The following is a 26,993-nucleotide window of genomic DNA, read 5'->3' as shown; positions in this document are numbered from 1 at the left end:
TCGATTAAAAACCGGTAAAATAAATATCTATCTGCATTCCTGTATTTCAGATGAGGATTTCTCCCGGTCGTGCTGCTGTTGACAGAAAAAAAGATTTCGCTTACCATAAAGGAGCTGGATTCCGGTCTCGGACGTATCAGGGATCTCTCTATTTCCATAGGGAAACTATCAGCAGCAGACTGGGCTGAACCCGAGGGCCCCACGCCTTATCCAACGCTCGCCACACTCCGTAACTGGGACCGGAAGCTTCTCTCCCGGTACCAGCCTTTCTATATGCCGTTCTGCGATCTCTGCTGCCTGTGCACGTACGGAAAATGCGACCTGACCGGTACAAAAAAGGGAGCCTGCGGTATCACGATGCCGGCCCAGCAGGCCCGCACGGTACTCCTGGCCGCCAGTATCGGTGCTGCCACCCATACCAGCCATGCGCGCGAACTCGTCAGCTATGCGATAAAAAAAGCCGGCCGGGACTGCCCCATCAATCCCGGCGGAAACGCGATCGGCGTGGAGGCCCCGGTCATCCGCCTCGTCTGCGGAGAAAAACCGAAAACCATTGCCGATCTTGAAACGGTTCTTGATTATTGCGAGAGCCAGATCACTTCTCTTCTTGCGGTGACGCATACCGGACAGGAAGGCGATCCCCTCGATTTCGAGAGCAAAGTGCTCCATGCCGGCATGATCGATCAGGTCGGCATGGAGGTGGCCGATCTAGCGCAGATATCGGCCCTCGGGTACCCGAAAGCCGACCCGGACGCCCCGCTTGCTGCACTCGGCATGGGCACGGTCGACACCACAAAACCGGTTATTCTCGTTATCGGCCACAACGTGCCGCCTTCGGTCGCTATTATCGATTACCTGCACAACGAAAACCTGGCAGATCGGGTCGAAGTGACCGGCATCTGCTGCACTTCAATCGATGCGACCCGGTACTCACTCCGTGCAAAGATCATCGGCCCGATGTCATGGCAGCTCCGGTACATCCGGAGCGGAATACCGGATGTTATTGTCGTGGACGAGCAGTGTATCCGCACCGATGCGCTCGCAGAGGCAGAGGCCATACACGCGCCGTTTATCGCAACCTCCGACAAGAACTGTCTCGGCCTGCCTGACCGGACGCACGATCCCGCCGATGCAATTGTCGCTGATCTGGCAGCCGGCCGACAGGCCGGTGTCCTGATCCTCGATCCGGAGAAGGCCGGGGAGGTGGCAGTCAGGGTAGCCCGGGCTGTTATGCCGTCCCGGAAAAAAGTCTCGACGATGGCAGACCCGGAGAAGATCCGCGAACTGGCGACTGCCTGCACAGAGTGCCGGCTCTGCCAGCGGGCATGCCCGAACGACCTTGCGATCCCGCGGGGTATGAAAGCTGCCGGTGCGGGCGACCTTTCACGGCTTGCCGGCCTGTACGAGGCCTGTGTGGGCTGCGGCAGGTGCGAGCAGGCGTGTACCAGGAAGATCCCGGTGCACTCTCTGATTATGTCAGCGGCGGCAGAGAGGATAAAAAACGAGAAATTCGTGATCCGAACCGGGAGAGGTGCGATCCAGGACGTCGAGATCCGGAATGCCGGGGGACCGATCGTGCTCGGCGAGATCCCGGGCGTAGTGGCATTTGTAGGCTGCGCCAATTTCGCAAACGGGGGAAAGGAGGTCGCTGAAATGAGCGTGGAGTTTGCGAAGCGCCGGTATATTGTATGCACCTCGGGCTGCGCCGCGATGTCGATCGGTATGTACCGCGACGAGGAAGGCAAGACCCCGTACGAGCAGTTCCCGGGAAGTTTTACGGCCGGAGGGATCGTGAACGTGGGCTCCTGCGTCGCCAACGCCCATATTGCCGGGGCGACTATCAAGATCGCGAGCATCTTTGCGCGTCGCAACCTGCGCGGGAACTATACCGAGATCGCAGACTACGTCCACAATCGTGTCGGCGCAGTTGGCGTGGCGTGGGGCGCGATGTCCCAGAAGGCAGCAGCAATCGCCAGCGGGTTCTGGCGCCTTGGGATCCCGGTGGTAGTCGGCCCGCACGGCACCAAGTACCGGCGGATGCTTCTGGGGCGTGCCGATCATGATGCCGACTGGTACGTGCACGACCAGCGGACGGGAGAAGATGTCTATGCAGGCCCGGCGCCGGAACACCTCTTTGTCGCGGCAGAGACCAGGGAAGAGGCGATGGTGCTTATCGCAAAACTCTGCATGCGGCCTAACGATACAAGCCGGGGCCGGTCAATGAAACTCACGCACTACATCGACCTCTATCAGCGTCACCATGGCACGTTGCCTGACGATATTCCGCGGTACATCCGCACGAGGACCGATATTCCGGTTACCCTGAAAGCGGAGATCACCCGGATCCTCGCAGGGTCTGACTGGAAAGAACGGCCTATCCCGGATCCAACCCTGCTCGAATACGACCGCCCCATGCCCTCCAAGGAGCGCTGATATCCCATGACATCTGCAGATCCCTGGCAGACCGCCGAGATTGCCGGGCCGAAAAAGGCGGCAGTCATTACGAAACCGGCAATGGCCCGGGCGGTCATCCGCCGGGCACAGCACCCGGTGCTTCTCATCGGGCACAGTGCCGCATTGATCGATCTCGGGGGGCGGAAACTGGTCGATTACCTCCTCGATCTGGCCCGGGCACAGAACATCCCGGTGATTGCGACAGGCCATATCAACCGGGCACTCAGGGAACGCGGATACACCAGCGCTGTCATTATGCCGGCAGTTGAAGCCGGCCACCGGATTGCCGACCCCGGCTGGAAGGGGCCGGTGGGAAAGGGACCCTGCGATCTTGCAATCATTGCGGGACTGCCCTATCCTATGGCATGGACGCTCCTCTCCGGGCTCAAACATGCGGCCCCGCACACAAAAACAATCACGCTCGACAACACGTACCAGCCCAATGCAAACTGGTCGTTCGCAAACATTCCTGCGAAAGACTGGATGGAGAACCTCGTGGCAATCGCGGCAGATACCGGGACGGAGGGACCGAACGATGTTTGAGGATATTCCGGTGGATGTGGGGCTGGTCCATGTCGGCGAGCGGATACGGAAAAACGACATGTATGTGGAGCTGGGCGGGCCATCCGTGCAGGAAAAGTTTGAACTAGTCCGGGTAAAAAAACCCGAAGAAGTCCGCGATGGAACAATCACGATTGTCGGCCCGGATCTTACCGAAATGGAAGAGGGGATGAAGTACCCCCTTGGCATCCTTATCGAGATTACCGGCCCCGAACTGGAAGAGGATATCGAAGGCGTTATCGAGCGTCGTATCCATGAATACACCAATTACATCGAAGGGTTCATGCACCTCAACCAGCGCTACGACATCTGGGTGAGGGTCGCAAAAAAAGCCTATGCCCGGGGATTTACGACGCTTGCGTATGTCGGGAAAGTTCTCATTGCACTCCTTAAAAACGAACTGCCTATCATCGAACAGATGCAGGTCACCTTTTTTACAGACAAGGAGTCGATCTCCGCCCGCTACGCCGAGGCAAAAGCGGCTTACGGGGCACGGGACGCCCGGGCACGTGGACTGACCGATGACGACGTCGACGTTTTTTACGGGTGCGCCCTCTGCCAGTCGTTTGCACCCAGCCATGTCTGCGTGATCACACCGCAGCGGTACGCAAACTGCGGGGCCATCAGCTGGTTTGACGGGAGGGCGGCAGCACGGATCGATCCCAAGGGCCCTATTTTCCCCATAGAAAAGGGAGAGTATCTCGACCCGGTGAGAGGGGAATACGCCGGGATCAATGAGAGCGCGAAGAAACGATCGCTCGGTACCGTTCACCGGATCTACCTGTACAGCGCGTTTGCCTACCCCCACACCTCCTGCGGCTGCTTCGAGGGGATTGCATTTTACATCCCCGAGGTCGAAGGGTTCGGTATCGTGATGAGGGGATACAAGGATGTGACCGTGAACGGTCTGCCGTTCTCAACAATGGCGGATTCAACAGCCGGCGGCCGGCAGGTAGACGGTTTCCACGGGATCTCGCTTGAATATATGCGATCCCCCAAATTCCTTGCCGCGGACGGGGGATATGCCCGTATTGCGTGGATGCCGTCCGGCCTGAAGGATCAGATGCGGGAATTCATCCCGGCGGACCTCTTGTCCCGGATCGCTACGGAAAAAGATGTCGGGACCGTGAGCGAACTTCGGGATTTCCTCTCCCTGCATGCGCACCCGGTCATGGAGCGCTGGACGGCAGAGGAGACGGAACCGGCTGATGGGATAAACGGTGCCGTCCCGGTTTTTTCCGGCGGCGATTTCCCGGTCACCTCGGGGGGCTTCAAGATCATCTTCAAGAACGCCCGGATCACCGCAGACAGGGTGATCATAGAGCCCATCCAGCCCAAAAAACCGGGGGCTGATACTTAAATGGCCGGCAGGACTGCCCGCGAGGGGGAAAAACTACAGGAGGCGACGCAGGAACAGGATGCAGTTCCCCGGCTTCTTGCGATGCTCTCGGGAAAAGAGCGGCTCGAACTCGAGAATTTTTCGATGGAGATCGGAGACCTTGAACTGTGGATCCCCACCGGGCCTGCAGCCGCACCCCACGGGCTGGCCGCCACAGCATACCAGAAACCCGCCTCGCTTTTCCCGGAGATATTTATCCCGCCGAAGGAAGAATTCGTGGGCAGGATACGCGAAGTCCGGCTTGGCGCGACAAAAAGTGCGGGGGGGAGCCGGGGCAGCACCCTTGTCATCGGGGGATCCGATTACCCGCCGTTTGTCAGCGCTGAGCACCCTGCGGCTCACCCGCCGATTTTTGCTCTCGATGTCTTCGATATGGAAGTTCCGCTTCCGAAAGTGCTCATGGAGAACGTTAAGGATGTAATAAGCGATCCTGCCGAGTGGGCGCGGATGAATGTAACAAAATATGGCGCCGATATGATCACCGTTCACCTCATGTCCACCGACCCGCTTATACGGGATGCATCTCCTGAAGCGGCGGCACGTACTGTTGAAGAGGTGCTGCAGGCCGTGGATGTCCCCCTGATCATCGGCGGGTGCGGAGATCCGCGGAAGGACGCGCAGGTCTTTTGTAAAGTTGCAGAAATCGCCGATGGCGAGCGGGTCCTTCTAAACTCCGTCACGCTCGGCATGACCGAGACCAAAACGCTGGATGTGGTTGCCCGGGCGGCAAAGGAGCACGGGCATGCCGTGCTCGGCTTCACCGGCCTCGAACTCAACAAGGCAAAGGAACTCAACCGCAGGCTCTACGAGTATCTCCCGCCGGAAGATATCGTGATGGATCTTACGACCGTTGCCCTCGGGTACGGGCTCGAGTACTCGTTTACCATCCACGAGCGGGCCCGTCATGCGGCGCTGATGGGCGATACCGAACTCCAGCAGCCGACCATCTCTGCGTCCACCAATGCATGGGCGGCCCGCGAGGCATGGATGAAGATGGACAAAAAATACGGCTCGCGGGGGCTTCGCGGCCCGCTCTGGGAGACGATCAATGCGCTCACGCTCCTCCTTGCCGGGGTTGACATTTTCATGATGATGCACCCTGCCGCAATCCGGACCTGTAAAGATACGATAAGGATGTTTGCGGAAAAAGATGCGCCGGTGCCGGACGGAATAGCCCGCTGGGCAACGATGAAGATCTAGGAAGGGACCACGATGTCGGAACGCGAACCCAAAAAGACGATCAAGGAGATCAGCCCCATAGACATCTACAAACTTCTTCCCAAGACCAACTGCAAAGAGTGCGGGGAGGCAAACTGCATGGCGTTTGCCACACGAGTGGTCAACGGGGAGCTCGCGGTCGATAACTGCCCGCCGGTCACCAAGGAAGAATACCGGGCCAACTTTACCAGACTCGAAGGTCTCATGGCCCCTCCGGTCCGGACCGTCATTGTCGGGACCGGCGACCGGGCGATGAGGCTGGGAGGAAAGTACGTCCTGTACCGCCATGAATTCACCTACCACAACCCCACCCCTATCGCTATCGATGTTTCCGATGACCTGTCCGAAGATGAGCGCACCGCACGCATCAGTGCCATCGCCGATTTCTCCTATAACTATATCGGGCGCGAGCTGCGTCTGGACGCGATAGCGATCCGTTCGACCCGACACGACCCTGCCGCATTCGCGTCCGCAGTAACTGCAGTTGCCGCACAGACCGAACTGCCCCTCATTCTTTGTACCTACGATACGGCAATCATGGCCGCCGGCCTCGCGCACATCCGGGAACGCCGCCCGCTTCTCTACGCAGCGACAAAGGATAACTGGAAGGAGATGGCGGAACTTGCCCTGCGCTATGAATGCCCGCTTGTCGTATCGGCCCCCCACGACATCGCGCTCCTGCGGTCGCTTGTCAAAACCCTTGTTGCCTATGGTGTGGCCGATCTCGTCCTTGATCCGGGAACGGCAGTCGAGCCCGGTATGTCAGGAACGATCCATGCCTTCTCCCAGATCCGCCGGGCGGTCTTTGCCGATCGCGACGAACTCCTCGGGTACCCCCTGCTCGGCGCTCCGATCACCGCATGGCTCTCGCCCGAGATCTCGCACGAGCTGATCCAGTGGAAGGAGGCCTGCGCCGCATCGATGCTGCTCTCCCGGTACGCCGACCTCCTGATCCTCCACAGCCTTGAAGGCTGGGTGCTCCTGCCCCAGCTGATCTGGCGTTTCAATATCTACACCGACCCCCGGAAACCGGTCTCGGTCGATACCGGCATCAGGATCTTTGGCTCGCCCAAGAAGGATGCTCCGGTGCTTATCACCACCAACTACGCGCTCACCTATTTCACGGTCGAGAGCGACATCAAGGCTGCGGGCATTGACTGCTTTTTGATTGTCGTGGATACCGGAGGCAACAGCGTGGAGAGTGCGGTCGCCGGCCGGTACCTGAACGCGGAGTCGATAGCGGCAGCGCTGAAAGATACCGGCATTGCCGACCGGGTCAATTACCGGTACCTGATCATTCCCGGGCTTGCCGCCCGCCTGAGCGGTGAGACCGAGGAGGCAAGCGGCTGGCATGTGCTGGTCGGCCCGAAGGATTCGTCCGGCATTCCTGCCTTTTTAAAGGCGCACTGGCCGCCGAAGAAATGGTAAAGGCATCCGCCGTTTCAGGAACAGGAAACATGCTGCCCCGGCAGGAAAAACCGGGCGATATGAATATTGAGGCAAGTGACACCCATGCAGATACCGGAAACAAGAGATGTCAGGGTCATCTTCCAGCCAATGAACCGGGTGCTTACTGTGCCGGAAGGTACGCCCCTCTTTGCCGCAATAGGAATGGCGGGGATCGCAATCGAGGGTATCTGCGGGGGAAAAGGCACATGCGGAAAATGCCGGGTCATATTAACGACAGGAACCTGCTTGGCAGGACCGAAGACCGGGACGGGTTGCCAGCTCACGCAGAAGGAGCGGGATGAGGGGTATTATCTCGCCTGCCAGGTGACGCTCTCCGGGGATGCCGAGTTTACGATCCCGGTGGAGAGCCGGATCGACTCCCCCCAGATCCTGATCACGCAGCCGGTGGCACCCGGCGGGATCGAGCCTGCGGTCATGCGTTACCGGGTGGAAACGGCGCCAACCGAAGGCCTGCCCTTTGCGTCCCGGTCGATACGGTTCGCGGGATACTCCGGGCTCCGGCCCCGTATGACCGATGAGCAGTACCATGCGCTGCTTGAAGCAGAAACCCCGCAGTCAGCCACGCTCTCGACCGTACGGTCGCCCCCGGCTGTGCTCTCCCTTTCCCCTGCCACCGATACAGCACCGCTGTACGGTATCGCCATCGATCTCGGCACCACAACTGTCGTCGGCTGCCTTGCCCGCCTCGACACCGGTGCAATTATTGCCACCGGCTCCACGCTGAACCGCCAGATTACCTACGGCGAAGAACTGCTCACCCGGATCGGGTACGCCAGTTCGCCTGCCGGGCTTGCCACGCTCCAGAAGGCTGCCGCCACAAGCATCAACGATGTCATCGAAACCCTTGTCCGTACCGCCTGCATCGACAGCTCGGATATTTTTGATGTCTGCGTCGCGGGAAACACGGTGATGAACCACCTGCTCTGCGGGATCGATCCGCGGTACCTGGAACTTGCCGATGCTTCGGTCTCACGGACGCCGCTCCAGAAAACCGCGAAGGAGCTCGGACTTATGGTACATCCCGCAGCCGGTGTATACTGCCTTCCCAATGTCAGCAGGTTCGTGGGCGGGGATGCGATCGGCGACATGATCTCGGCCGGGATGCATGCGTCCGATGAGGTTTCCCTCCTTGTCGACCTCGGGACAAATGGTGAGATCGTCCTTGGTACCCGGCACTGGACCGCTTCGGTCTCCTGTGCATCCGGTCCCGCATTTGAAGGCGCCGGCATCCGGGCCGGGATGAGGGCAATGAAAGGCGCGATCGACCACGTGCGCGGGGATCCGGCGACCGGCGGGATCTGCTGGAGCACCATCGGGTCAGCCCCTGCCCGGGGCATCTGCGGCTCGGGGATCATCGATCTGGCCGTTGCCATGGTGCAGACCGGTGCCCTTGACTTTGCCGGGAAACTCAACCCCGGGCACCCCCGGGTCAGGGCCGGGCCGGAGGGGGCGGAATACGTGCTTGTTCCGGCCCCGGAGAATGGTATAGGCCGGGATATCGTACTTACCCAGCAGGATGTCGACTACCTCATGGACTCAAAGGCCGCCGCCTGCGGAGCGATCGCGGTCCTCCTTGCAAGATACAAGTGTCCTGTAGGGGCTATCCGGCACCTCTACCTTGCCGGGGCGTTTGGCGCTTATGCCGATATCGGTAATGCCGTCCGGTTCGGTGTCATCCCCCGGTTTCCCGCCGCTGCCGTATACTCACTTGGCAACGGCTCGCTCTCGGGGGCATATGCGGCCCTGGTCTCGATACGGTGCCGGACGGCCGCCGAGACACTGGCGAAGCACATGGTGTATATCGACCTGATGGTGGACACGGCCTTTGCCGAAGAATATGCCGCAGCTCTCTACATACCGGGACGACCGGACCTCTTCCCCCCTTCACCCTGAATACCCGTGTGCCCGGTTCATGCAGGTTCATCGTTTTTCCGTACAAATGACGCTTCAGCCTGCACCGGAGGTTCGGTCAGGAGCTCGTCCCGAAGCCCCTTTGCGATGCCCATGACCATGATGATCACCGGTACGATCTCAAGCCTTCCCAGCCACATCAGGACGATGAAGATCCATTTGATAGCTACCGGGCTCGTCGCAGTGATAAACCCGACCGTTATGCCGCAGTTGGAAAGCGCGGAAATGCACTCGAAGAGCACCTCGTCGAGGCGGAACGTGGTGATGTACAGGTGCAGGCAGAGAATGGTCGCAATAAATACCGTAAAGACGTACAGCGCGATCACCAGCATATTCTTCGATATCTCCATCTCCGACATCTCCCGGGAGAGCATCCGACCCTCGTACCTGAACGGCACGATCACCCGGCTGCTCACAAAGAACCGCCGGAACCACCACTTTACCCCCTCGTACGCAAGCGCCATCCGGTTGATCTTGATCCCCCCGGCCATGCTGCCCATTGCACCGCCGATGAATACCAGGAGCGAGATCACGGCGAGCGGGATTGCTGCCCATACATGAATATCAGCATTCTGGAGACCGCAGGTACAGAGGCCGGCGACAGAGACAAAAACACCTTCCCGGAGCGCGGTGAGAGGATTGAGGCCGTTGAAGAGGTATAGTTCCAGCGAGACGATCGCCGACCCCGCGAGGGCAACCAGGAGCAGGAGACGTATGGTCTTGTCCCGGAACATGGCATCGATCTTTCCCCGGTACATCAGGAAATACAATTTGAACGGTATCGCGCCGGCAAACATTACCGGCAAAAGCAGGACTTCGAGCAGGGGGTTGTTATAATAGGCAAGTCCCGCAGAATGCAGGGTAAATCCCCCGGTTGCAATGGCAACCATGACCAGGTTGAGCGCATCCCAGAGCGGAATACCGGCAAGCATGACAAGGCCGGTAAACAGACAGGTCAGAAAGATATAAATTTTCCACATCTTCCAGCCGGTGGACCTGAGGTTTGGCATGAGATCTTCGGGTTTTCCCTCGGACCGGAAGATCTGGAAAAGCGTCACCTGCGTCTTCCTGCGCATGGAGATCCCAAACGCAATGATGCCGATACCGCCAATCCATTGCATGAACGTCCGCCAGAAAAGGAGTGTCATGGGTACCTGGTCGAGCGACTGGATCATGGTAAAGCCGGTGCTTGTCCAGCCGGACATGGCTTCGAAAAGGCTGTCGGTATAGGACATCCCCAGCCCGAAGACAAAGGGAAGCGCCCCGATTACGGCGATTAAGAACCAGGCGACCGCGACTGCGACCAGCGTTATCGAAACGGGCGGCTCAAAGTCCCGGACCGGGACCCGGGTCAGCAGGTACCCCAGAACCAGAAAGACCAGGGGAGCGCTTGCCATGGGCAGCAGCATATCCCATTCCTGGAATATCACCAGTACCGCAAAAGGGACAAGGGATACAAATCCGAGGAACCGGCAGATCCGTCCCACGTCATGTACAATCATTGAGAGATGATCGAGCCGCTTCATCTGATAGGAACATAATTAGTGTCCGGGTATTGTTATGGGTTGTGCTGCGCTCATCCCGATCCTCTCCTCTCACGCACCTATTAACATTACTGCGGTCAAACCATCTGATAAGCTATGAAATGCATAAACAGGGAACTCTACCCGTTCCTCACCGTTCTTTTTTTCGCGGTAGTTGTCCTTGTTCTCTTATGGCCGGTCCTTGATATGGTCGTCCTGAGTGCGTCGCTTGCGGTAGTACTGATGCCGCTTCACCGCCGGCTGTCGCACTCGACGCACCCTGCCCTGTCGTCAGTGATCATCACCTGTAGCCTCTTTATCCTTCTTGCCGTGGCGGCTTACGTGACGGTGATCATTCTCAAGGCCAATGCCGGGCTTACAAACCAGATATTTGCCACGATCGGTTCGTGGCTGGGTAATCCCGCCACGCATCCGGGTGCCTTCGGTATAACGATCAGTAAAGATACGCTCGCCGTATGGCTTGTGAAAGGAAACGCACTTTTTGTCAATTACTGGACAACGCTCGCCGATAATTTCCTGCTGATTGCGGTTAAGGGACTTGTCTTTTTCATCGCATTTTTCCTGTTCCTGCTCAAAGGTACCGCGATCAGGGACCTGATATTCCGGCACCTGCCGCAGCCGGTCAGGAACTACTGCGACCAGCTGACCCCGGTGACCGTGGATACGCTGTATGTTATCTATATCGTCCAGTTTGCGATCGCGGCGCTGACCTTTTTTATTGCGATCCCGGTCTTTTACCTGCTCGGTTACGGGAATATTCTTTTTTACTCGTTTCTCGCCGCGTTCTGCGAGGTCATCCCCATTCTCGGATCGTCGGTTGCCTTCATTATTATCGGCGCATACGCGTTTGCGCTGGGAGACCTGCGTGGCGTGCTCATCATGTTCTTCCTGGGATATCTTGCCGTCTCTGCGCTGCCGGAGATCTACGTGCGCCCGGTGCTCGTGGGCCGGCGGGTGAGAATCCACCCGGTGATCATGTTTGTCGGGCTCATTGGCGGTCTTTTGACCCTGGGGCTTGCCGGGTTTGTCCTGGGGCCGTTGATCATCGTTCTCCTGATGAGGAGTTACCGGATCTGGAGCGGTGACTGCAAGGGTGCAGAGGAAACCCCGGATCCGGGGGCTGTACAGGAAGCCGGCCTGTAGTTGTCCGGTTTAAATCTCAAGCCCGTTCCGGGGCTGTACGGCGAATAAATCCTCAAAGAGAAAACAATATACCCTATATGTCCCCACGCGTAAAGCAGGAATGCTCAGGGATCATTTTGCAATGCCCGCGATCGTCAAATCGATGGGTCTCGTGTTCGGCGATATCGGGACAAGTCCCATCTATACGTTCACCGCCATCTTTTTTCTGATCCCCCCCACGCCCCAGAATATCATGGGTATCCTGTCCCTGATTTTCTGGACGCTCACGCTCCTTGTTACGGTCCAGTACACCTTCCTTGCCATGCGCCTGGGCAAGAAAGGCGAAGGCGGGACGATCGTGCTCAAGGAGATCCTGCTGCCGATGTTAAAATCCGGCAACCAGATCGCTTTTGTTTCTCTCCTATCCATCATCGGCATCTCCCTTTTTATCGGCGATGGTGTCATCACGCCGGCGATCAGTATCCTCTCCGCTGTGGAAGGCGTGCTTTTGATCCCCGGTTTTGAGCATACCGCACAGATTATCCTGATGCTTGCGGCCGCGCTCATTGCCATCTGCCTCTTCGCTTTCCAGGCCCGGGGCACGGAAAAGGTGGCGTGGGCGTTCGGGCCGGTCATGGTGATCTGGTTCTGCGCTCTCGCGGCTTCCGGTATTATCGCTCTCTGCGGGGCGCCCCAGGTGATCCTTGCAATAAACCCGCTTTTTGCGATCGATTATCTCACGCATAACGGCCTTGCAGGGTTCCTGATCCTCTCTTCCGTGATCCTGTGCGCCACCGGGGGCGAAGCGCTGTACGCGGATATGGGGCATCTGGGCAGAGAGCCGATTGTCAAGGCATGGTATCTTGTTTTCATCGCTCTTGCGATCAACTATTTCGGGCAGGGCGCATTTCTGATCGCACATCCCGCCGCCCAGAACGTCCTCTTCGAGATGATCTTCTCTGAAGCAAAACTTCTCTACATTCCCTTCCTCCTCTTAAGCATCGCGGCGACAGTGATTGCATCGCAGGCGATGATCTCCGGGATATTCTCCATCGTATACCAGAGCATCACCACCCGGGTTCTCCCGCTGTTGCGGATCGAGTACACCTCCCCCCACCTCAGGTCCCAGATCTACATCGACAGCGTGAACTGGATGCTGCTCTTTGCCGTCCTGATGGTGATCCTGATATTTAAGAGCTCCATCAACCTTACCCAGGCGTACGGGCTGGCGGTCTGCGGGACGATGATGATCACCAGTATCCTGATTGTCTGGATCCTCCTGCTCCGCGGCGATATCCTCAAGAGCCTGATCGCGGGGTTCGTGCTGATCGTAACCGGGTCTTTCCTTGTCGCAAATCTTCACAAGATTACACAGGGGGGGTACTGGTCGCTCCTGATTGCGACCATTCCGCTCACGATCATCCTCATCTACGTACACGGCCAGCGCCGCCTCGCGACTTCCTTAAAACCGGTGCCGCTCGACGAGTTCCTGCCGAGATTCAACGATCTCTACAAATCGGTGAATAAGATCTCGGGTTCTGCACTCTATTTCGCCCGTGACTTCCGGCAGATCCCGCAGTACATTCCCCGGACGATGTTCACGAACAATATCGTATACGAGGAGAACATCATCATTTCGATCATCCGCACGGAGCAGCCGTTCGGGGTGACCTGGGGGGTGACCCGGGAACTCACGAAAGGGCTCTCGATCTTCGAGATCTACCTCGGGTACATGGAGATTGTCGATATCTCGACCATCTTAAAAGAAGCAGACATTGACGAGAAGACCATCTTTTACGGGATGGAGGATATCGTCACCAACCACGTGGCCTGGAAGATCTTCGGCGCAATCAAGCACCTCACGCCTTCAGTCGTGCAGTTCTACCGGCTGCCGTCGGACAAGATCCACGGTGTCGTGACCCGGGTGGAGATGTAGGGTTCTCCGGCTTTTGCGGTTTTTTATTTTTGCCGCGGCACGATATGCTCTTAATTCAGCCAGACAAATAGAGACGGTACGCGAGGGTAGCCAAGCCCGGTCAAAGGCGCCGGATTTAGGGTCCGGTCTCGCAGGAGTTCTTGGGTTCGAATCCCATCCCTCGCATTTTTCGGCCAGATTCTCCGAAATGAGAACGTTTAGGAGAACAAAAAATGAAAAACTAAATCGGATCAATTGCATCAAGGAATTGATTCACCTGAGCGGATACGATATTTCTATGGTATTTACTTTCTGTAAAAGATTCGACATTAAAAGAGCCTCTCATTGTTCCATCCTTAAATAAACGTCTTATTGCAGAGATGGAATCTTTCGCGAGATCTTTTTTCTCTCTGGATAATGCTTTCTTGGCAATTTCCTGATTAAAGTGCCGGGCTGCACGATCAGGTTTTTCCATAAAGTGAGTTAATGCAAAGATATCATAAGCATCTTTTGGATTTTTTCGGCCGGTTAATGCCTGGCCTTTTAAAATTATTGAACCCGTTAATCCAAGAACTTTGAAAGACATTCTATCCCTTCCATTTTCAGGTAATACAGTTTCTATTTCTGTCTCGAAATAATAATCAAATGCGATATCAGCGCCTTCAAACATGAAAGCCTGAAGATCAGGTTGTACCTTGAATAAATATCCCAGATCACATTTATCGCACAAAAAATCAACGTGAATCGGATAATACCTGCCATCGACAGGAGATTTTATCTCTTTCTTAAATCGAAAGGGGCGTTCCTCAATATACCCAAGATCCGTTACGACTTCCCGGATACTTTCATATTTTGGTAATATAGTTGTCTTAAGAACAAGGTCGATGTCAACACTTCCACAATGCTCAAAATATTTTTCTGTAATAAAGTACGGTGCCCATCCACCTGATAGGATCATATCCTCTCGGTAAGTTTTCAACGACAAGCCAAGTTCGAGAAGTGCAGATTTTGATGTTTCTGTGATTTCACGTGAGTACATTTCTTTTATTCCCTCCTTCCCCACTTTTTTTCAATTTTCTTATATAATTCATCTGCAGCTTCTCTACCTCGCCCGGGATAGTTGTACAGATCGACATATAACTGAATATCAGAGACGACATTAATTTTATCGATTAGTTGCGCTGCATAAAAAATTCCTTCACTTGGTGCAATGACAAACTTCACATTTCCATTTTCTTCAATGGGCATAAGATCGAGATGATGAGCAAATTTTCTTGCAGAATCCTCAGTTTTAACATAAATATGGATGTTTGTTGGTCGGACAAATGGTTCTACAAGTAACGCTCCAGCAAGTCCTGTCAGTGCATATTCTCTGTTTTTTTCATCTTTGAGTCCTTTTAAAAACGTCTTAATATCATCGACATTGGTGTAATATTCGATAAACGTTGATCGGGCCACAAAATTGGCAAAAGTTGCCCATCTTATTAGTAGTTCTGTTGGATCTATGATTTTCAGCTCCGCTCGTGCAGAACTGCGAAGTGCTAACCGCTGTTTAATCAACGCTTTTGATACACGAGATGCGTATCCCAAAGCGACGCCAGACTCCTCTGCAAGATCCCGCATCGTCCACGTTTTCGGATAATTGATCAATAAGACTCTGATAACATCTGTAGATTTTTTGGCAAACGGGTTTTTTAATTGATTATCCCTACGTTCACTTTGTAGCCTTTGTTCATTTTTAGTGAACATAAATACTCTATACGGTATGTTCACTATTTAAACATTGTTCACTTTTTGTGAACATAACCTTGACTGAGTATGAGTCAGAATTAGACACTTAATAGACGCAACGCACATGACGAACGAGGGTCCAGTCAAAAGGCGCAGGGCTTAAGACCCTGTCTCGCAGGAGTTCTTGGATTCGAATCCTACCCCTCGCATTTGTGGTTTACAATCCTAGGGATTATGCCCGTGGTCAAATTAATGAATCTCTCAATTCATCCTTACCCTTTTTTTATGGCCTCCAGAAATTTGGGATGCTTTTTTTCCAGTTTTTGTTGGCACTAGTGAGCGATTCCCTTGATCTGCGATTCCATCCCCCTCCCTGCTTCGCGAGAGTCGCTCGGGCGCCTCGCCGGGCAAGCTCCAGCTAGGTCTTCCTTCCTGATGCCGCCGGGGGGGGCGGCGGCACTCCCCGTTCGTTGGGGTATATGGACATCAGCCCCCATGATATCCTCACCACATAATACGGATCCACCGGCCCGGAGATTTCCGGAAAAGTCCGGATCATGAACTGCGGATTTTCCAAAAAGATCGATCCGGCAGCTGATAATTTCAAAAAAAGTCCGGCTCACGAGCTGAGGATTTTGGAAAAAGAGCGACTCAGTTGCTGGTGATTTTGAAAAAAGATCGGATCACAAGCTGAAGATTTCAAAAAATGAACGACCCGCCAGCTGAGGATTCTCAGGAAAGATCGATACGGCTTTGCGTCAAAACAGGCCGACCCACCAATAATCATCAAAATCTCTGACGAAGGCCGCGCTGACCCTGCGTTCATACAGAAAAAAGTCCGGCCAGGGACCCGAAGATTTTAAAAAAAGAGCGGGTCGTGAGCTGAGGATTCCGGAAAAAGAGCGACTCAGCTGCTGAGGATTTTAAAAAAAGAGCGGGTCATGAGCTGAGGATTCCGGAAGAAGAGCGACTCAGCCGCTGAAGATTCTTATAAAAAATCAGATCGCGACCCGGCAATTCCGGAAAAAGTCCGATCCCCTCCATTTCCCAAAAAGCCTGCCACCCCCCCCTCCTCCATCAGCATGAGGGGGGACTACCCCCCTTTGTTCTAGCACCGGGACGTGTGCTTCGCGTGGAGCCTTTCGTCGGAAGAGGGGGAGGGGGTAGTTGGGAGTCACCCTCCTCCATATGCGGGATGCCCGCAGTTTTTGGGAGGCTCGCCCCGGAAGAAAAGAGGGCCACAGATTCGTTCGGTGGCAGGATCTCCCGTCCGGCTGATGTATTCGTTGTCCGGAAAACACCCCTTCCGGAACACCGCTAAAGGGAAATTATTTCTCAAAGGATTTGACTTATTTCGTTGATTGCGGTGATATAATGGGACTTTTCCCCGGCGGTGGACAGGAATGCTTCCGGATCGTGTCCACCACACCACCTTGTCAGGAAACGGGGGCTGATTCAGGCCCGGATTTGGGTGGGGGTAACGTATCCTCCATACCATTTACAAAAAAGCATTGGATCTCGTTAAGGATGGCCGGTTCTGGCCCGTCCGGGACACGTCAGCGCCGATCATTGGTCCCCTGTCAAGGATACGCAGAGGCTTACGGCGAATGGAATTTTTTACGGCGCAGTGGTGGTATCCCATTTTTCCGGGACTGCCTCCATATCTGGCGTGCCCCAGTCGCGATTATGCGAGGTCTCCTTTTCATAACATTGTGCAATGGAAATGAGACCGCAGGAATAGATGCTGTCTCACGAGCAGGGATGAAAGGGTACTGCACTTGTCACCCCGCTAAATTCCGGGCATATGATCATGTGAATGGGCACGCAGAAGCGTAACCGTCCGGACAACAGCAAACAGCAAACCGAGGATACAATAAAAAGAGATTAGATTGTGTTTTGAAGGAGGACCTGAGAGGATCCATCCATGAAATACCCAACAACAACTACGTTATTCTGTCCCGGTTTAGCTGCAGAAGCTGAGGAAGATGCCCCAATTGGTATCGGCACATTAGTGGCCGATGAGTTCAACCATCCTGCTGAGGTACCATCAACTACTATGTTAGCAGCATATATGGAGCCCGCATCTTGTCCCCCATTATTCATTACATTGACAGCAGAGGAATTTGGTCTTGTTATTGTCATTGAAACGACGTGCGTCTTCTGAATATTCCCTGCCATGCCGAACACGAACGCAGCGATGACCGCTGCGAGGATCACGGTGATCGCGACCATCAGGATAACGCCGATGACCGGTGATACTGCGTCTTCATTTTTTCTGGTAAATGCCATTCAAACTCACTCCGATCTCCATATCCGCTGGCCGGATATGACACTGTATAAGCAGATTATTATCTCATTTAAGTATTTAAATACTTTGATTTAAATTTCAGGCAATGTGGGGTAGTGTGGTGGAATCCGTGCGGGAAATACCGTGTGCCGGGCAGCGGGCGAGGGGGGAGAACGGATAGAAGGATGACGGCATCGGCCGCGGAAAGGGTAGTCGGCCTGACCAGACCGGTGGGAAAATCCCTCCTCATGCCGTATCCGGTTCCCTTCCCGAAATATCTAAAAACATATAAGAATGCTCACCCATGGTATGGTGTACACGTGATCGTCATGTCAGTATCCGGAAAAAACAAAAAAGCTCCAGATAAGGAGGCCCTCGGTTCGGTGCTTGAGGAGCTCCGCACAAAGGATTCCATCCTCGCCATTATCCTTTTTGGCTCGGTGGCCCGGGGCCAGGCACGGCCAATCTCCGATATCGACCTTAGTATCATCACGGGAGGAGATGTACCGGCATCAGAGCAGATCGACCTGCTTAGCTATGGATCGGACCAGATTGACGTAAGTCTCTTCCGGGATCTGCCCCTGACCATCCGGTTCAGGGTCATAAAAGAGGGTGTTACGCTCTTCTGCAGGGATCCCCTCGCCCTCCATCGCATTAAGGTTGCCACGGTACGGGAATACCTTGATACCGCGCCGCTCATCCGGAAGTACTGCCTGCATGCACTGGGGATCGCGGGGTGAGCGAGGAGATGGATGATACCATCCGGTATGATCTGGAGCGCATCGGATCGATCTTTTGCGATATACAAACCTACCTGCAGGATCTGGACAGTCTCAACATCCGCCGAAGGGAGGACCTTTACGACAAGCGTAATTTCTATGCCGCATCCATGATCCTTTTTTCCTGCCTCAACCGCGTCATCGATCTCGGGAATGAAGTAGCAATCGCACATAACTTTGGTATCCCCTCGACGTATCGTGACGTTTTTATCCTGCTTCAGAAAAACGGACTTATCGGTAATGATCTTACAAAAGAGTTGATCGGGCTGGTAACCTACCGGAATCTCCTGTCACACGAATACCACGGAATAACTGATGAAAAACTTTTCAGCTTAATACAGAAAATCCCCATAATACAGGAATTTACCGATACGATGCAGGATACCATAAAAACCAGAGGCAGGCGGGATTGATCGGAGTCTTAAGGTGCCTGCGGGGCAGGATAAAGAAAAGCTGTTAATGACCTTACCCCGCATACCTTTCAGCTAACAGCATGAAGATCGCCATATTCCAGCACACAGCATCGGAACCGGCAGGGTATTTCGAAACGGTCTTTGCTGAGCACGGTATCCCGTTCGAATATTTCCGGCTTTATGAGACTGGCGAAGTGCCGGCAACCGATGCCACCCATCTTGTGTTCATGGGCGGGCCGATGAGCGTGAACGATGAACATGAACTGCCGTATCTCAAAGAAGAAAAGGCATTGATCCGGGAGGCAGTGCGACAGGGCCGGCCGGTCCTTGGCATCTGCCTTGGCGCCCAGCTGATCGCTTCCGCGTTCGGCGCCCGGGTCTACCCGTTCATCCAGGAGACCGGCTGGCGCGGGATCCGGAAAGAACCTGCCGTGGAAGGAATCTTTACAGCGTTTCCAGCGCAGTTTTCTGTCTTCCAGCTCCACGGGGAAACGTTCGACCTTCCGGCCGGTGCGCACCTCCTCTGCACGGGGGATGCGGTGAGAAACCAGGCGTTCTCTTACAAAACCGCCCTCGGGCTCCAGTTCCATCTCGAACTTACCGACGCGATAATCCGGGAGTGGACCCGGGACATGGATCCCGCACTACGGGATACGATACTTGGGGAAACCCCCGGCTTCCTTGCAGAGAGCAACCGGCTCTGCCGGATGATTGCCGGGGACTTCATCGCGAAAAAACAAAAATGAAGCCGGGCAGCTTTTGCTGTCACAACTTTTTATTCACGCAATTTTCCTTGCCGGGTCCAGCTGGACTTCGTGCGGGAGCCGGGCCAGCGCAACTGCGCCCAGCGCCCCGATAATACCGTTTCCCCCGTACAGGACGGCCCCGGTCTGCCGGGCGGTCTCCTCTGCCATCGCACGGTCAACCACCTCTTCCCGCACCCTTCTCCCGTACTCCCTCAGATTTGCAGGAATGGTCATCCCCGTCCGGAACGCAAGCCCCCATTCCGGGGAGAGGGATTCGTTTTCGACAAATTCCCGGCTCTTTGCCATCACCCGGTCTATCCGGGCCGGGAGAACGGCCACCTCGATGTAGCTCGCCGAGTTCCCGGCCGTCTTGTTCTTTACGCTCTCGTTGAGCATCACAACGTGATGGCTGATGGGGAGCACGGCCCTCCCTGTCACGAGCCTGGTGAGCAGCGCAAGGGCAAGGGCAAACGTCGCCCCACCTTCTTTCGAATCGGTATCGTCAACTCCTATCGTGAGATGGGCATGTGCCTGCGTCCAGACGTTCCCTTCGACAATTCCCCCGGTCTGGTCCAGCTCGACGCGGGTCACGCCTTCCGCCTGTGACATCATGTCCGTGAGCGAGTACGCCGGGCCCCCGATGCAGCGGATCCGCTGGACGATATGATCTCCCGTGTACCCGACACCGCAGATCCCGACCGCGGAAAGGGGCGGGAGCCCGATGGGTACCGGAGAGTCACCGATACGTGCACATTCCCTCAGCAGCGTCCCGTCGCGTTTCACGTCCGTGAGCACACCGCCCGCACGGGCATGGTGGTAGCCGCAGAACGCCGCACACGCACCGCTCATGCAGTCGTGGAAGATCTCGACTTGTTCTCCATCTGTCGTGGTAAAGATCCTCCGGCAGGTGCTCTGCGGAACAGCGGAGATGGAAGCGTAACGGGCCGCCGCTCTCCCCGATTTCTCTTTTTTAATAAGGACGCATCCTTCCCTCACCAGCCGCATTACCCAGTCCTGTGCCGTGCTCCTCGGGATGCCGGCGGCTTTCTGGATATCGGTCACGGTAAAAAAACCGGCGTCCTGCGTGAACTGGCGCATCAGGCGCAGGTATTCCCGCCGGTGTTCAAGCACGCTCGCCATAGTGGTTGCGGATGTACAGGATATCGCCGATGATCGCGCTTGCCGTCTCTGCCGATCCTGCACCTTTGCCAATCAGCGTGATCTCCTTTGCCATATCGGTCTCGAGGGTGAGCGCATTCAGCGTTCCTTCGACCACCAGCGGGTGGCTCTTCTCGATAAGGCGGGGGGAGACCCGGAGGATCTTTTTCCCCGGGATAGCCTCTGCAATCAGCCGGATGGTACAGTCTCCCTCTTCGGCAAGGCGCAGTGCATCCGGGGTGAGCAGGTCGATGCCGGTCAGGTCGATATCGGCAAGTTTCGTCCCGTTTCCCCAGATGGTGTTTGCGAGTATCACCAGCTTGATCGCCGCATCTATCCCCTTGACATCGTAGGTAGGATCGGCCTCGGCATATCCCATCTCCCGCGCCTCCATGAGCGCCTGTTCGTACGTGAGCCCTTCCGCGGCCATCCGGGTGAGGATATAATTGCAGGTCCCGTTGAGGACGCCGTAGATCGCGATAATCTCGTTCCCCAAAAGACCGTCTTCGAGCGTGTGCATAATCGGGATTGCACCGCCGACCGTGGCTTCATACCTAAGCGCTACGCGATTCGTCTGCGCGAGCGCAGACAGTTCCCGGTACGCAAGGGCGATCGGGCCCTTGTTGGAGGTAACAACGTGTTTCTTTTTTGCAAGAGCTGCCCGGATATACCCGATTGCCGGTTCCCCGGTGAGCGCATTGGTGGGTGTCACTTCGATGAGGACGTCATAATCCGCTTTTTCAATCACGTCAATGGCGCCAAACGATCGGTCTCCGCAGACCCCGGTCCTTTTCTTGGTTTCGAGCACCGCCGTTATATCGAGGCCGTCGTTGCAGATGCAGCCGCTCTTTGAATCCGCAATACCGGTGATCGTGATACCGGGATCTTTTGTCGCGATCATCTCCGCGACGCCGCGTCCTACCGACCCCAGGCCGATCAGTACCGCCTTCATGCGATCTCCTCCAGCGGCTCGATGAGAAGAAGCGATTTCTGGTCCGCGACCCGGCGCAGGATGGCAAGCGCTGCATCCATATCCGCCCGGTTGGTTGCCTTGATGGTGACCCGGGATGTCGAACGCTCGTTGATGGCAGGCATGCTCATAGAGATCTCGCAGACTTCGGCAAAACCCGTGGAATCAATCCGGTCGACAGTATCGGACAGATCCGTGTGCATGAGATGGCCGATCAGGATCACGGTCCGCTTGTAAAGCAGGCGCTCCTTACCTATCCGCTGGATGTGGACGCCCTGCTCTTTTAAGAGCGCTACCAGGTTGTCAAGACGCCCCTCGGGAAGCGCAAGCACGATCTGCACGTTTAACATATGGTGGCTGGAATCCGGGTCACGGTGATGGATGACCGCAATAATATTCCCCCCCACGTCAGAGATTGGTTTGAGGGCTGCGACCAGTTGTCCGGGAGAATCCTTCATCTCTAGCTTCATGGAGACCTGCACACGTACCACCTTATCAACAAGAATAGAGCCGCTCATCAAGAAAAGCTTGTTCTTTTCTCATGCGCGATCAGGGTGGACTAGAGTTTCCGGAGCTTATCGTCAACTTTTTCAAAGAAATTGCGGTGGGCATCGATAAACAGCGCCGGCTGCTCTGCCTTCTGCACGATAAGAGAGACCGAACTCCCCAGTTCTACGGTCTTCTGCCCGTCAATGACCAGTTTCGCGGGTTTTGAGCTTTCCAGGCGGATCTCAAGCCGGCGGTTGCTGCTGATGAGATGAGGGCGGGCCGAGAGCAGGTACGGGGCGAGCGGGACAAGGAGGAAACCCTGTATCCGGGGATCCACAATCGGGCCCCCGGCGCTCATCGCGTAGGCGGTCGAGCCGGTAGGCGTGCTGACCAGCAGGCCATCGGAGCGAAACCGCTCCGAGACCACACCGTCAATGATAATCGAGAAACGCAGCATCTTTGCCGGGCGGGTGGTAACAATGAGTGCCTCGTTCAGTGCGTCGCCGAGGGGCATGTTGTCCCGCAGGAGAGAGAGCCTCATACGCTCCTCGACAGCAAATCCGCTGGAGAGAGATTTTATAAAATCCCAGGCCCCCTCTGGTTCGAGATCCGCGAGAAATCCCACTTCACCCTGGTTGATCCCGATAATGGGGATCTGGCGCTGCAACTGCTGGATGGTGTGCAGGATCGTGCCGTCTCCACCTATCACTACTGCAAAATCTGCATCGGTGTGGTGGCAGGGATGGCCGGGTTCGCCAAGGCGGGCTGCGGTATCCTTCTCAAGACAAACGGTATACCCCTCATTTTCCATCGCAGTTTTCATCTTCCGGGCACAGTCGAGGGCTTCAGGCAGGTCAATGCGGGAAACAAGCAGGCATTTCATGTCCGATCACCGCAGGTACTCGATTACCTTGTGGTGCAGTTTGCCGTTCGTGGCAATAATGCATCGTCCAACCGTCACTTCATCCGGAAACTCAAGGGGGTCGCCGTTTAAATCAGAGACCATTCCGCCGGCTTCAGTACAGATAAGCATCCCCGCTGCGGCATCGGTCACCCTGAGGGTTCCCCGCAGGTCGACGAAACCATCGATCCTCCCGGCGCCGACATAACAAAGCTCAAGCGCGGATGCACCAAGAAGCCGCCACCTCCGGATCTTGTGGCCGAGCTGCATCATCCGGGTAGGATCAAATTTCCGGCCATATACGCTCATGGCGCAAGCATCCAGCCGCGAGGTTGATGAGACGCAGATCGGTTTCCTGTTGCAGTACGCAGATTTACCCCGGATTGCGGTAAACGTTTCTCCTGAAGACAGGTCCTGGACGAAAGCCTGGTGCACGACCCCGCCGGTTGCCCATGCAAGGGAGAGGGCATAGAACGGGATGCCGGCAACTGCATTATAGGTACCGTCAACCGGGTCAAGAAAAATCGTTCCTTTTCCGCCATCAACCGGCACCTTGCCGGCTTCCTCGCTGATCAGGAGGGAACAAAGATCGTGCTTGCGGACATACCCGATCACGCAGTCTTCCGCGACCTGATCAATCCTCTCGGTCGGCGTGTGGTCGGCACCCATCCGGATAACCTGCCCTCCATCCGGTGAACCAACCAGCGGACGGATACGTTCGCGGACGAGCGCGGCCATCTCATCGCAGGCAGAAAGGAAGTCCATAGCGGTAAAAACCTCTGGATACGGTCAACGTTGTATTTATGTACGGCAATAAAGATAAATTACTTCTGCGTTTAAGATATGGATACGTTTTAGGTTGTGAAGTACAATGAAGGAACAGACCGAAATCGGAAAGATAAAAGAAGGACGCTATATTGTTGTGGAGGATGAGCCGTGCAAAGTGGTCGGCCTTGCCACATCCAAGCCCGGGAAACACGGGGCTGCAAAGGCACGGATTGATGCGGTCGGTATCTTTGACGGTGTCAAACGTTCGATCGTCCAGCCTGTATCCGCAAAGGCATATGTTCCCGTAGTAGAACGCAAGAGCGGGCAGGTTATCTCCATAGCCGGCGATATGGCACAGCTCATGGACATGAAGGATTATTCCAACTTCGAGATCGCCATTCCCGCAGATAAGAAGGGCCAGCTTGAGGTAGGAAAGGAGATCATGTACATCGAGTCCATGGGAAAGAGAAAGCTTGATTGATAGCGCCGGATTGTAACTAGAATCCTTTTTGCTGGATTTCCTGGTACTGCATTACGTTGTGGGTGTTTTTTAGGGATTTACCGTATCTGTGCAGTACGGGACAGCCTTATGCTTTTGATAGTTATGCTCAAACCCTGGTGAATGAACCGGGACGCGGTTTTACATGAACAGCCCCGGTCGGTTCCATCGATTCCTGCAAATCAGTACTGTCCGATATACCGTGAAGGGATGAGGATCTTAATCGTGTAGGAATTGATATACTGGGAATTGATGATGAAATAATAACCCCGCTGGCCTTCGAAAAATTTCTCCAGCCACGGCCGGGGATCGGTTGTGGGGGATGTCGGTGTGGGGGCAATCTCCCCGTACTTCTTCGGGGTTGTCGAGGTTGCCACCGGTGTCGCCTGTGTAATGCCTTCCCAGAGATCGGGGTTGATCCCTCCGGGAGGTGAAATGGTTCGTACGATACGGTTGGGGTCGGATGCATCCATGACCTGGATCGAGAATTGCGGGGTCACGGCGGAATACGATCCCTGGATCCCGCTGTGCGAATAACTACTTCCCAGGGTCGGGGTTATTGCCATGGATACTATCGAAGGTCCGGATTCGGGGCCGATCATGGGGTCGATGGTGTAGGATAATTCCCAGTAAGGAAACGGGATGTTTATGATCTGGGTGGTACCGCTGTATTGTCCTGATATGGTTGCGTATACAGTCCGGTTGACGTCGGGCTGGGTTGCATTGATCTGTGTTCCCTGAGGCAGGGACTGGTTGGTGGAGATCTGGTAAGTACCCGGATTGACAAAGCCTACCGTCTGGGTCTTCCCGTTCCATGTTGGCACCGGGGTAAGGGTGGTCGGGGTTGGAAGTGTGGTGATTTTCGTGGGGATGGTGGTAATATTCGCGAATACCACGCGGGGGGTTACCGTTATGGAAGGCGTGGGTGTCGTAAAGGAAAGGCCGGTATTGACTGGCTGGCCGGTGGCTATCGGTTTGATGACAAATGCGATGACAAGGACCATGAAGAATGCCGCAATGATATAGGTGATAGCTTTTTTATCCATGACTGCTGTAGTCCTTATTGGAACCTTCATAAATAAAAAGGGGTTACGTCAGGATCTCCTCGTCCGGATGGCAGAGGAGAACCCGGGGCTTGGAGTATTAATATAAATCCTGGCCTTATTCTTCCGTACGCGCATCAAATTTTAAAAATAATTGCAAAAAAATTGCTTGAAGGGATTCAGATTTCTAATAAAACTATTTATACAATAAATACCTTTTAACACAGTAGAGACGCTGGTATCGACTAGTGTCTACTAAATTCACAGAAGGTGAATTCATGAGTTCGTGTAAACATAATGATGAAGGGTTCACCGGTCTCGAGGCAGCGATTGTGCTCATCGCATTCGTTGTCGTTGCGGCGGTGTTCTCGTATGTGGTGCTCGGCGCCGGGTTCTTCACGACGCAGAAGGCACAGCAGACTGTCCACACGGGTGTCAACCAGGCAACATCGGCAGTGGAACCATCCGGGCCGGTTAGTGTCCAGGCCGATAGTAATGGTGATGGCGGAATTGGCAATATTACCTTCTACCTCCAGCTGGCTGCTGGCGGTAATGCGGTGGACATGAGTAAAGTAACGTATACGGTTTCCACGCCTACAAAAGTAGAGACCTTCACAAATTCGAGCGTCACTTACTCGTGGGTCCAGCAGAATACCCCGATAGATCCGGGCCAGACCACCCATGCCGGGCTGCTCAATCCCCGCGAGATGGTTCTTGTATCGGTTTCACCGGGGTTCGGGGCAACGGATCTGGGTGTCAATACCCAGTTTATCGTCCAGGTGAATCCACCGATCGGTGCAGCGCTCCCGATTGCGAGGACAGTGCCTGCAGGGATGACGTCAGGTACATGGTATGAGGTATACTAAAGGAGGGTGAAAAAAATGAGAAATCTTTACTCAGAAAATGCATTCACCGGCCTTGAGGCTGCGATTGTACTCATCGCATTCGTCGTCGTGGCTGCCGTATTCTCGTACGTAGTGCTTGGCGCCGGGTTCTTCACGTCACAGACTGCACAGTCAACTGTCCATACGGGCGTCAGCCAGGCCAGTTCAAGTCTGCAGGAGGTCGGGAATACCTACGGGGTTGCAAATTCAGGTACTTCCCCAACCGGCATTAGCTATGTCAACGTGACCGTCGCACTCACTGCCGGTGGCACCCCCATCGACCTGTCTTCGATGGTAGTCTCCTACACGGACAACAACGGAGGTCACCTGCCAAATATGACCTATGAGGGCATAGGGACAGATGCAGGAGTAACCTGTCCTGGCGTTGGCTCCGGATCCGGTACGTGGTGCATTGGACAGAAAATCAATAACATAACGACGGGCGGAATGCTCGACAACAATGCTCAGATGATTCTTATGGTGGGACTGCCGGCATCAGCAACTCCCAATACGCAGTTCTCGATTAATTTCCAGCCGTCAGTCGGAGCAGTCCTCCCCATCCAGAGGACGATCCCCGGTGGCCTGACCGCGGTTCAGCCACTCTACTAAATCTTTTTTTTTTTAATGTGCCCCTCTTAAATTCAGGAATATGTACTTTGCTTGGAGTTATACGGGCACTTCCGGATAACAACCTCCTTCACAGGAGACATACTGGATTTGGAGGCGGTAAT

The 26,993-nt window shown here is 55.1% G+C and carries 24 protein-coding genes and 1 tRNA gene; 15 read left to right on the top strand and 10 right to left on the bottom strand.

Features of this window, described 5'->3' with window-relative positions; genetic code table 11:
• The first annotated feature begins 69 nt into the window (after positions 1-69).
• The 6 genes from cdhA to ACLQMU_RS10700 all read left to right on the top strand — a co-directional run bounded on the left by cdhA (position 70) and on the right by ACLQMU_RS10700 (position 8,995).
• Positions 70-2,433: a CO dehydrogenase/acetyl-CoA synthase complex subunit alpha gene (gene cdhA / locus ACLQMU_RS10725; RefSeq protein WP_424040617.1), complete on the top strand. Its 2,364-nt coding sequence runs from the start codon at positions 70-72 to the stop codon at positions 2,431-2,433.
• Between the two features lie 6 nt (positions 2,434-2,439).
• Positions 2,440-2,997: a carbon monoxide dehydrogenase beta subunit family protein gene (locus ACLQMU_RS10720; RefSeq protein WP_422150147.1), complete on the top strand. Its 558-nt coding sequence runs from the start codon at positions 2,440-2,442 to the stop codon at positions 2,995-2,997.
• Complete coding sequence (gene cdhC, locus ACLQMU_RS10715) at positions 2,990-4,375, top strand: CO dehydrogenase/CO-methylating acetyl-CoA synthase complex subunit beta (RefSeq protein ID WP_422150146.1); 1,386 nt, start codon at positions 2,990-2,992, stop codon at positions 4,373-4,375. Before ACLQMU_RS10720 ends, cdhC begins: the two co-directional genes overlap by 8 nt.
• Entirely contained in the window at positions 4,376-5,614 is a 1,239-nt protein-coding gene (cdhD, locus tag ACLQMU_RS10710; RefSeq protein WP_424040614.1) for a CO dehydrogenase/acetyl-CoA synthase subunit delta, read from the top strand.
• A 12-nt stretch (positions 5,615-5,626) separates the two neighbouring features.
• The gene (acsC, locus tag ACLQMU_RS10705; protein ID WP_422150144.1) at positions 5,627-7,060 is read left to right on the top strand and encodes an acetyl-CoA decarbonylase/synthase complex subunit gamma; all 1,434 of its coding nucleotides are present in this window, start codon (positions 5,627-5,629) and stop codon (positions 7,058-7,060) included.
• Positions 7,061-7,144: 84 nt separating this feature from the next.
• Positions 7,145-8,995: an ASKHA domain-containing protein gene (locus ACLQMU_RS10700; RefSeq protein ID WP_424040612.1), complete on the top strand. Its 1,851-nt coding sequence runs from the start codon at positions 7,145-7,147 to the stop codon at positions 8,993-8,995.
• 17 nt (positions 8,996-9,012) lie between these two features.
• Here the strand turns inward: ACLQMU_RS10700 and ACLQMU_RS10695 are convergent, their stop codons facing one another.
• A complete protein-coding gene (locus ACLQMU_RS10695; RefSeq protein ID WP_424040611.1) occupies positions 9,013-10,539 on the bottom strand; it encodes a TrkH family potassium uptake protein in 1,527 nt (508 codons plus the stop codon).
• A 114-nt stretch (positions 10,540-10,653) separates the two neighbouring features.
• Between ACLQMU_RS10695 and ACLQMU_RS10690 the strand changes: the two genes are divergently transcribed.
• From ACLQMU_RS10690 to ACLQMU_RS10680, 3 genes are all read left to right on the top strand, one after another.
• On the top strand, positions 10,654-11,700 hold the full coding sequence (locus tag ACLQMU_RS10690) for an AI-2E family transporter (protein WP_443673699.1): 1,047 nt from the start codon (positions 10,654-10,656) through the stop codon (positions 11,698-11,700).
• A 121-nt stretch (positions 11,701-11,821) separates the two neighbouring features.
• A complete protein-coding gene (locus tag ACLQMU_RS10685; protein ID WP_424040608.1) occupies positions 11,822-13,615 on the top strand; it encodes a KUP/HAK/KT family potassium transporter in 1,794 nt (597 codons plus the stop codon).
• An 80-nt stretch (positions 13,616-13,695) separates the two neighbouring features.
• Positions 13,696-13,780, top strand: a tRNA-Leu gene (locus ACLQMU_RS10680).
• A gap of 55 nt (positions 13,781-13,835) precedes the next feature.
• Here the strand turns inward: ACLQMU_RS10680 and ACLQMU_RS10675 are convergent.
• The 3 genes from ACLQMU_RS10675 to ACLQMU_RS10665 all read right to left on the bottom strand — a co-directional run bounded on the left by ACLQMU_RS10675 (position 13,836) and on the right by ACLQMU_RS10665 (position 17,614).
• Positions 13,836-14,633: a nucleotidyl transferase AbiEii/AbiGii toxin family protein gene (locus tag ACLQMU_RS10675; RefSeq protein ID WP_422150138.1), complete on the bottom strand. Its 798-nt coding sequence runs from the start codon at positions 14,631-14,633 to the stop codon at positions 13,836-13,838.
• A 5-nt stretch (positions 14,634-14,638) separates the two neighbouring features.
• Positions 14,639-15,343, bottom strand: a complete 705-nt coding sequence (locus ACLQMU_RS10670) for a type IV toxin-antitoxin system AbiEi family antitoxin (RefSeq protein ID WP_422150137.1) — start codon at positions 15,341-15,343, stop codon at positions 14,639-14,641.
• 1,866 nt (positions 15,344-17,209) lie between these two features.
• Entirely contained in the window at positions 17,210-17,614 is a 405-nt protein-coding gene (locus ACLQMU_RS10665; RefSeq protein WP_424040010.1) for a type IV pilin, read from the bottom strand.
• Between the two features lie 183 nt (positions 17,615-17,797).
• Here ACLQMU_RS10665 and mntA point away from each other — a divergent pair, with 183 nt between their 5' ends.
• From mntA to ACLQMU_RS10650, 3 genes are all read left to right on the top strand, one after another.
• Positions 17,798-18,352, top strand: coding sequence for a type VII toxin-antitoxin system MntA family adenylyltransferase antitoxin (gene mntA / locus ACLQMU_RS10660; protein ID WP_422149149.1), 555 nt, complete (start codon positions 17,798-17,800; stop codon positions 18,350-18,352).
• Positions 18,353-18,360: 8 nt separating this feature from the next.
• The gene (gene hepT / locus ACLQMU_RS10655) at positions 18,361-18,804 is read left to right on the top strand and encodes a type VII toxin-antitoxin system HepT family RNase toxin (RefSeq protein ID WP_422149148.1); all 444 of its coding nucleotides are present in this window, start codon (positions 18,361-18,363) and stop codon (positions 18,802-18,804) included.
• An 80-nt stretch (positions 18,805-18,884) separates the two neighbouring features.
• Positions 18,885-19,550 carry a type 1 glutamine amidotransferase gene (locus ACLQMU_RS10650; RefSeq protein WP_422149147.1) on the top strand — a complete coding sequence of 222 codons (666 nt, stop codon included), beginning with the start codon at positions 18,885-18,887 and terminating at the stop codon, positions 19,548-19,550.
• Between the two features lie 33 nt (positions 19,551-19,583).
• On the opposite strand, the gene ACLQMU_RS10645 is transcribed toward ACLQMU_RS10650, so the two are convergent.
• The 5 genes from ACLQMU_RS10645 to ACLQMU_RS10625 all read right to left on the bottom strand — a co-directional run bounded on the left by ACLQMU_RS10645 (position 19,584) and on the right by ACLQMU_RS10625 (position 23,833).
• Positions 19,584-20,690 (bottom strand): sugar-specific transcriptional regulator TrmB, encoded by a 1,107-nt coding sequence (locus ACLQMU_RS10645; RefSeq protein ID WP_422149146.1) that lies wholly within the window; start codon positions 20,688-20,690, stop codon positions 19,584-19,586.
• Positions 20,674-21,660 carry a homoserine dehydrogenase gene (locus tag ACLQMU_RS10640; protein WP_422149145.1) on the bottom strand — a complete coding sequence of 329 codons (987 nt, stop codon included), beginning with the start codon at positions 21,658-21,660 and terminating at the stop codon, positions 20,674-20,676. The genes ACLQMU_RS10645 and ACLQMU_RS10640 overlap by 17 nt, the downstream gene beginning before the upstream one ends.
• Positions 21,657-22,148 carry an amino acid-binding protein gene (locus ACLQMU_RS10635; RefSeq protein WP_422149151.1) on the bottom strand — a complete coding sequence of 164 codons (492 nt, stop codon included), beginning with the start codon at positions 22,146-22,148 and terminating at the stop codon, positions 21,657-21,659. The genes ACLQMU_RS10640 and ACLQMU_RS10635 overlap by 4 nt, the downstream gene beginning before the upstream one ends.
• 89 nt (positions 22,149-22,237) lie before the next feature.
• On the bottom strand, positions 22,238-23,050 hold the full coding sequence (locus tag ACLQMU_RS10630; protein WP_422149144.1) for an NAD(+)/NADH kinase: 813 nt from the start codon (positions 23,048-23,050) through the stop codon (positions 22,238-22,240).
• Positions 23,051-23,056: 6 nt separating this feature from the next.
• Positions 23,057-23,833, bottom strand: a complete 777-nt coding sequence (locus ACLQMU_RS10625) for a bifunctional fructose-bisphosphatase/inositol-phosphate phosphatase (protein ID WP_424040013.1) — start codon at positions 23,831-23,833, stop codon at positions 23,057-23,059.
• A 106-nt stretch (positions 23,834-23,939) separates the two neighbouring features.
• Between ACLQMU_RS10625 and ACLQMU_RS10620 the strand changes: the two genes are divergently transcribed.
• On the top strand, positions 23,940-24,317 hold the full coding sequence (locus ACLQMU_RS10620) for a translation initiation factor IF-5A (RefSeq protein ID WP_422149142.1): 378 nt from the start codon (positions 23,940-23,942) through the stop codon (positions 24,315-24,317).
• Between the two features lie 200 nt (positions 24,318-24,517).
• Here the strand turns inward: ACLQMU_RS10620 and ACLQMU_RS10615 are convergent, their stop codons facing one another.
• Positions 24,518-25,381, bottom strand: a complete 864-nt coding sequence (locus ACLQMU_RS10615) for a hypothetical protein (protein WP_443673698.1) — start codon at positions 25,379-25,381, stop codon at positions 24,518-24,520.
• Positions 25,382-25,656: 275 nt separating this feature from the next.
• Here ACLQMU_RS10615 and ACLQMU_RS10610 point away from each other — a divergent pair, with 275 nt between their 5' ends.
• Positions 25,657-26,244, top strand: a complete 588-nt coding sequence (locus ACLQMU_RS10610; RefSeq protein ID WP_424040018.1) for an archaellin/type IV pilin N-terminal domain-containing protein — start codon at positions 25,657-25,659, stop codon at positions 26,242-26,244.
• A 15-nt stretch (positions 26,245-26,259) separates the two neighbouring features.
• Positions 26,260-26,871, top strand: coding sequence for an archaellin/type IV pilin N-terminal domain-containing protein (locus ACLQMU_RS10605; RefSeq protein ID WP_422148794.1), 612 nt, complete (start codon positions 26,260-26,262; stop codon positions 26,869-26,871).
• Positions 26,872-26,993: the final 122 nt, after the last annotated feature.

Source organism: Methanoregula sp. (genome assembly GCF_052325125.1).
Classification (GTDB): Archaea; Halobacteriota; Methanomicrobia; order Methanomicrobiales; family Methanospirillaceae; genus Methanoregula.
This window is presented reverse-complemented; position numbering and strand designations above follow the sequence as displayed.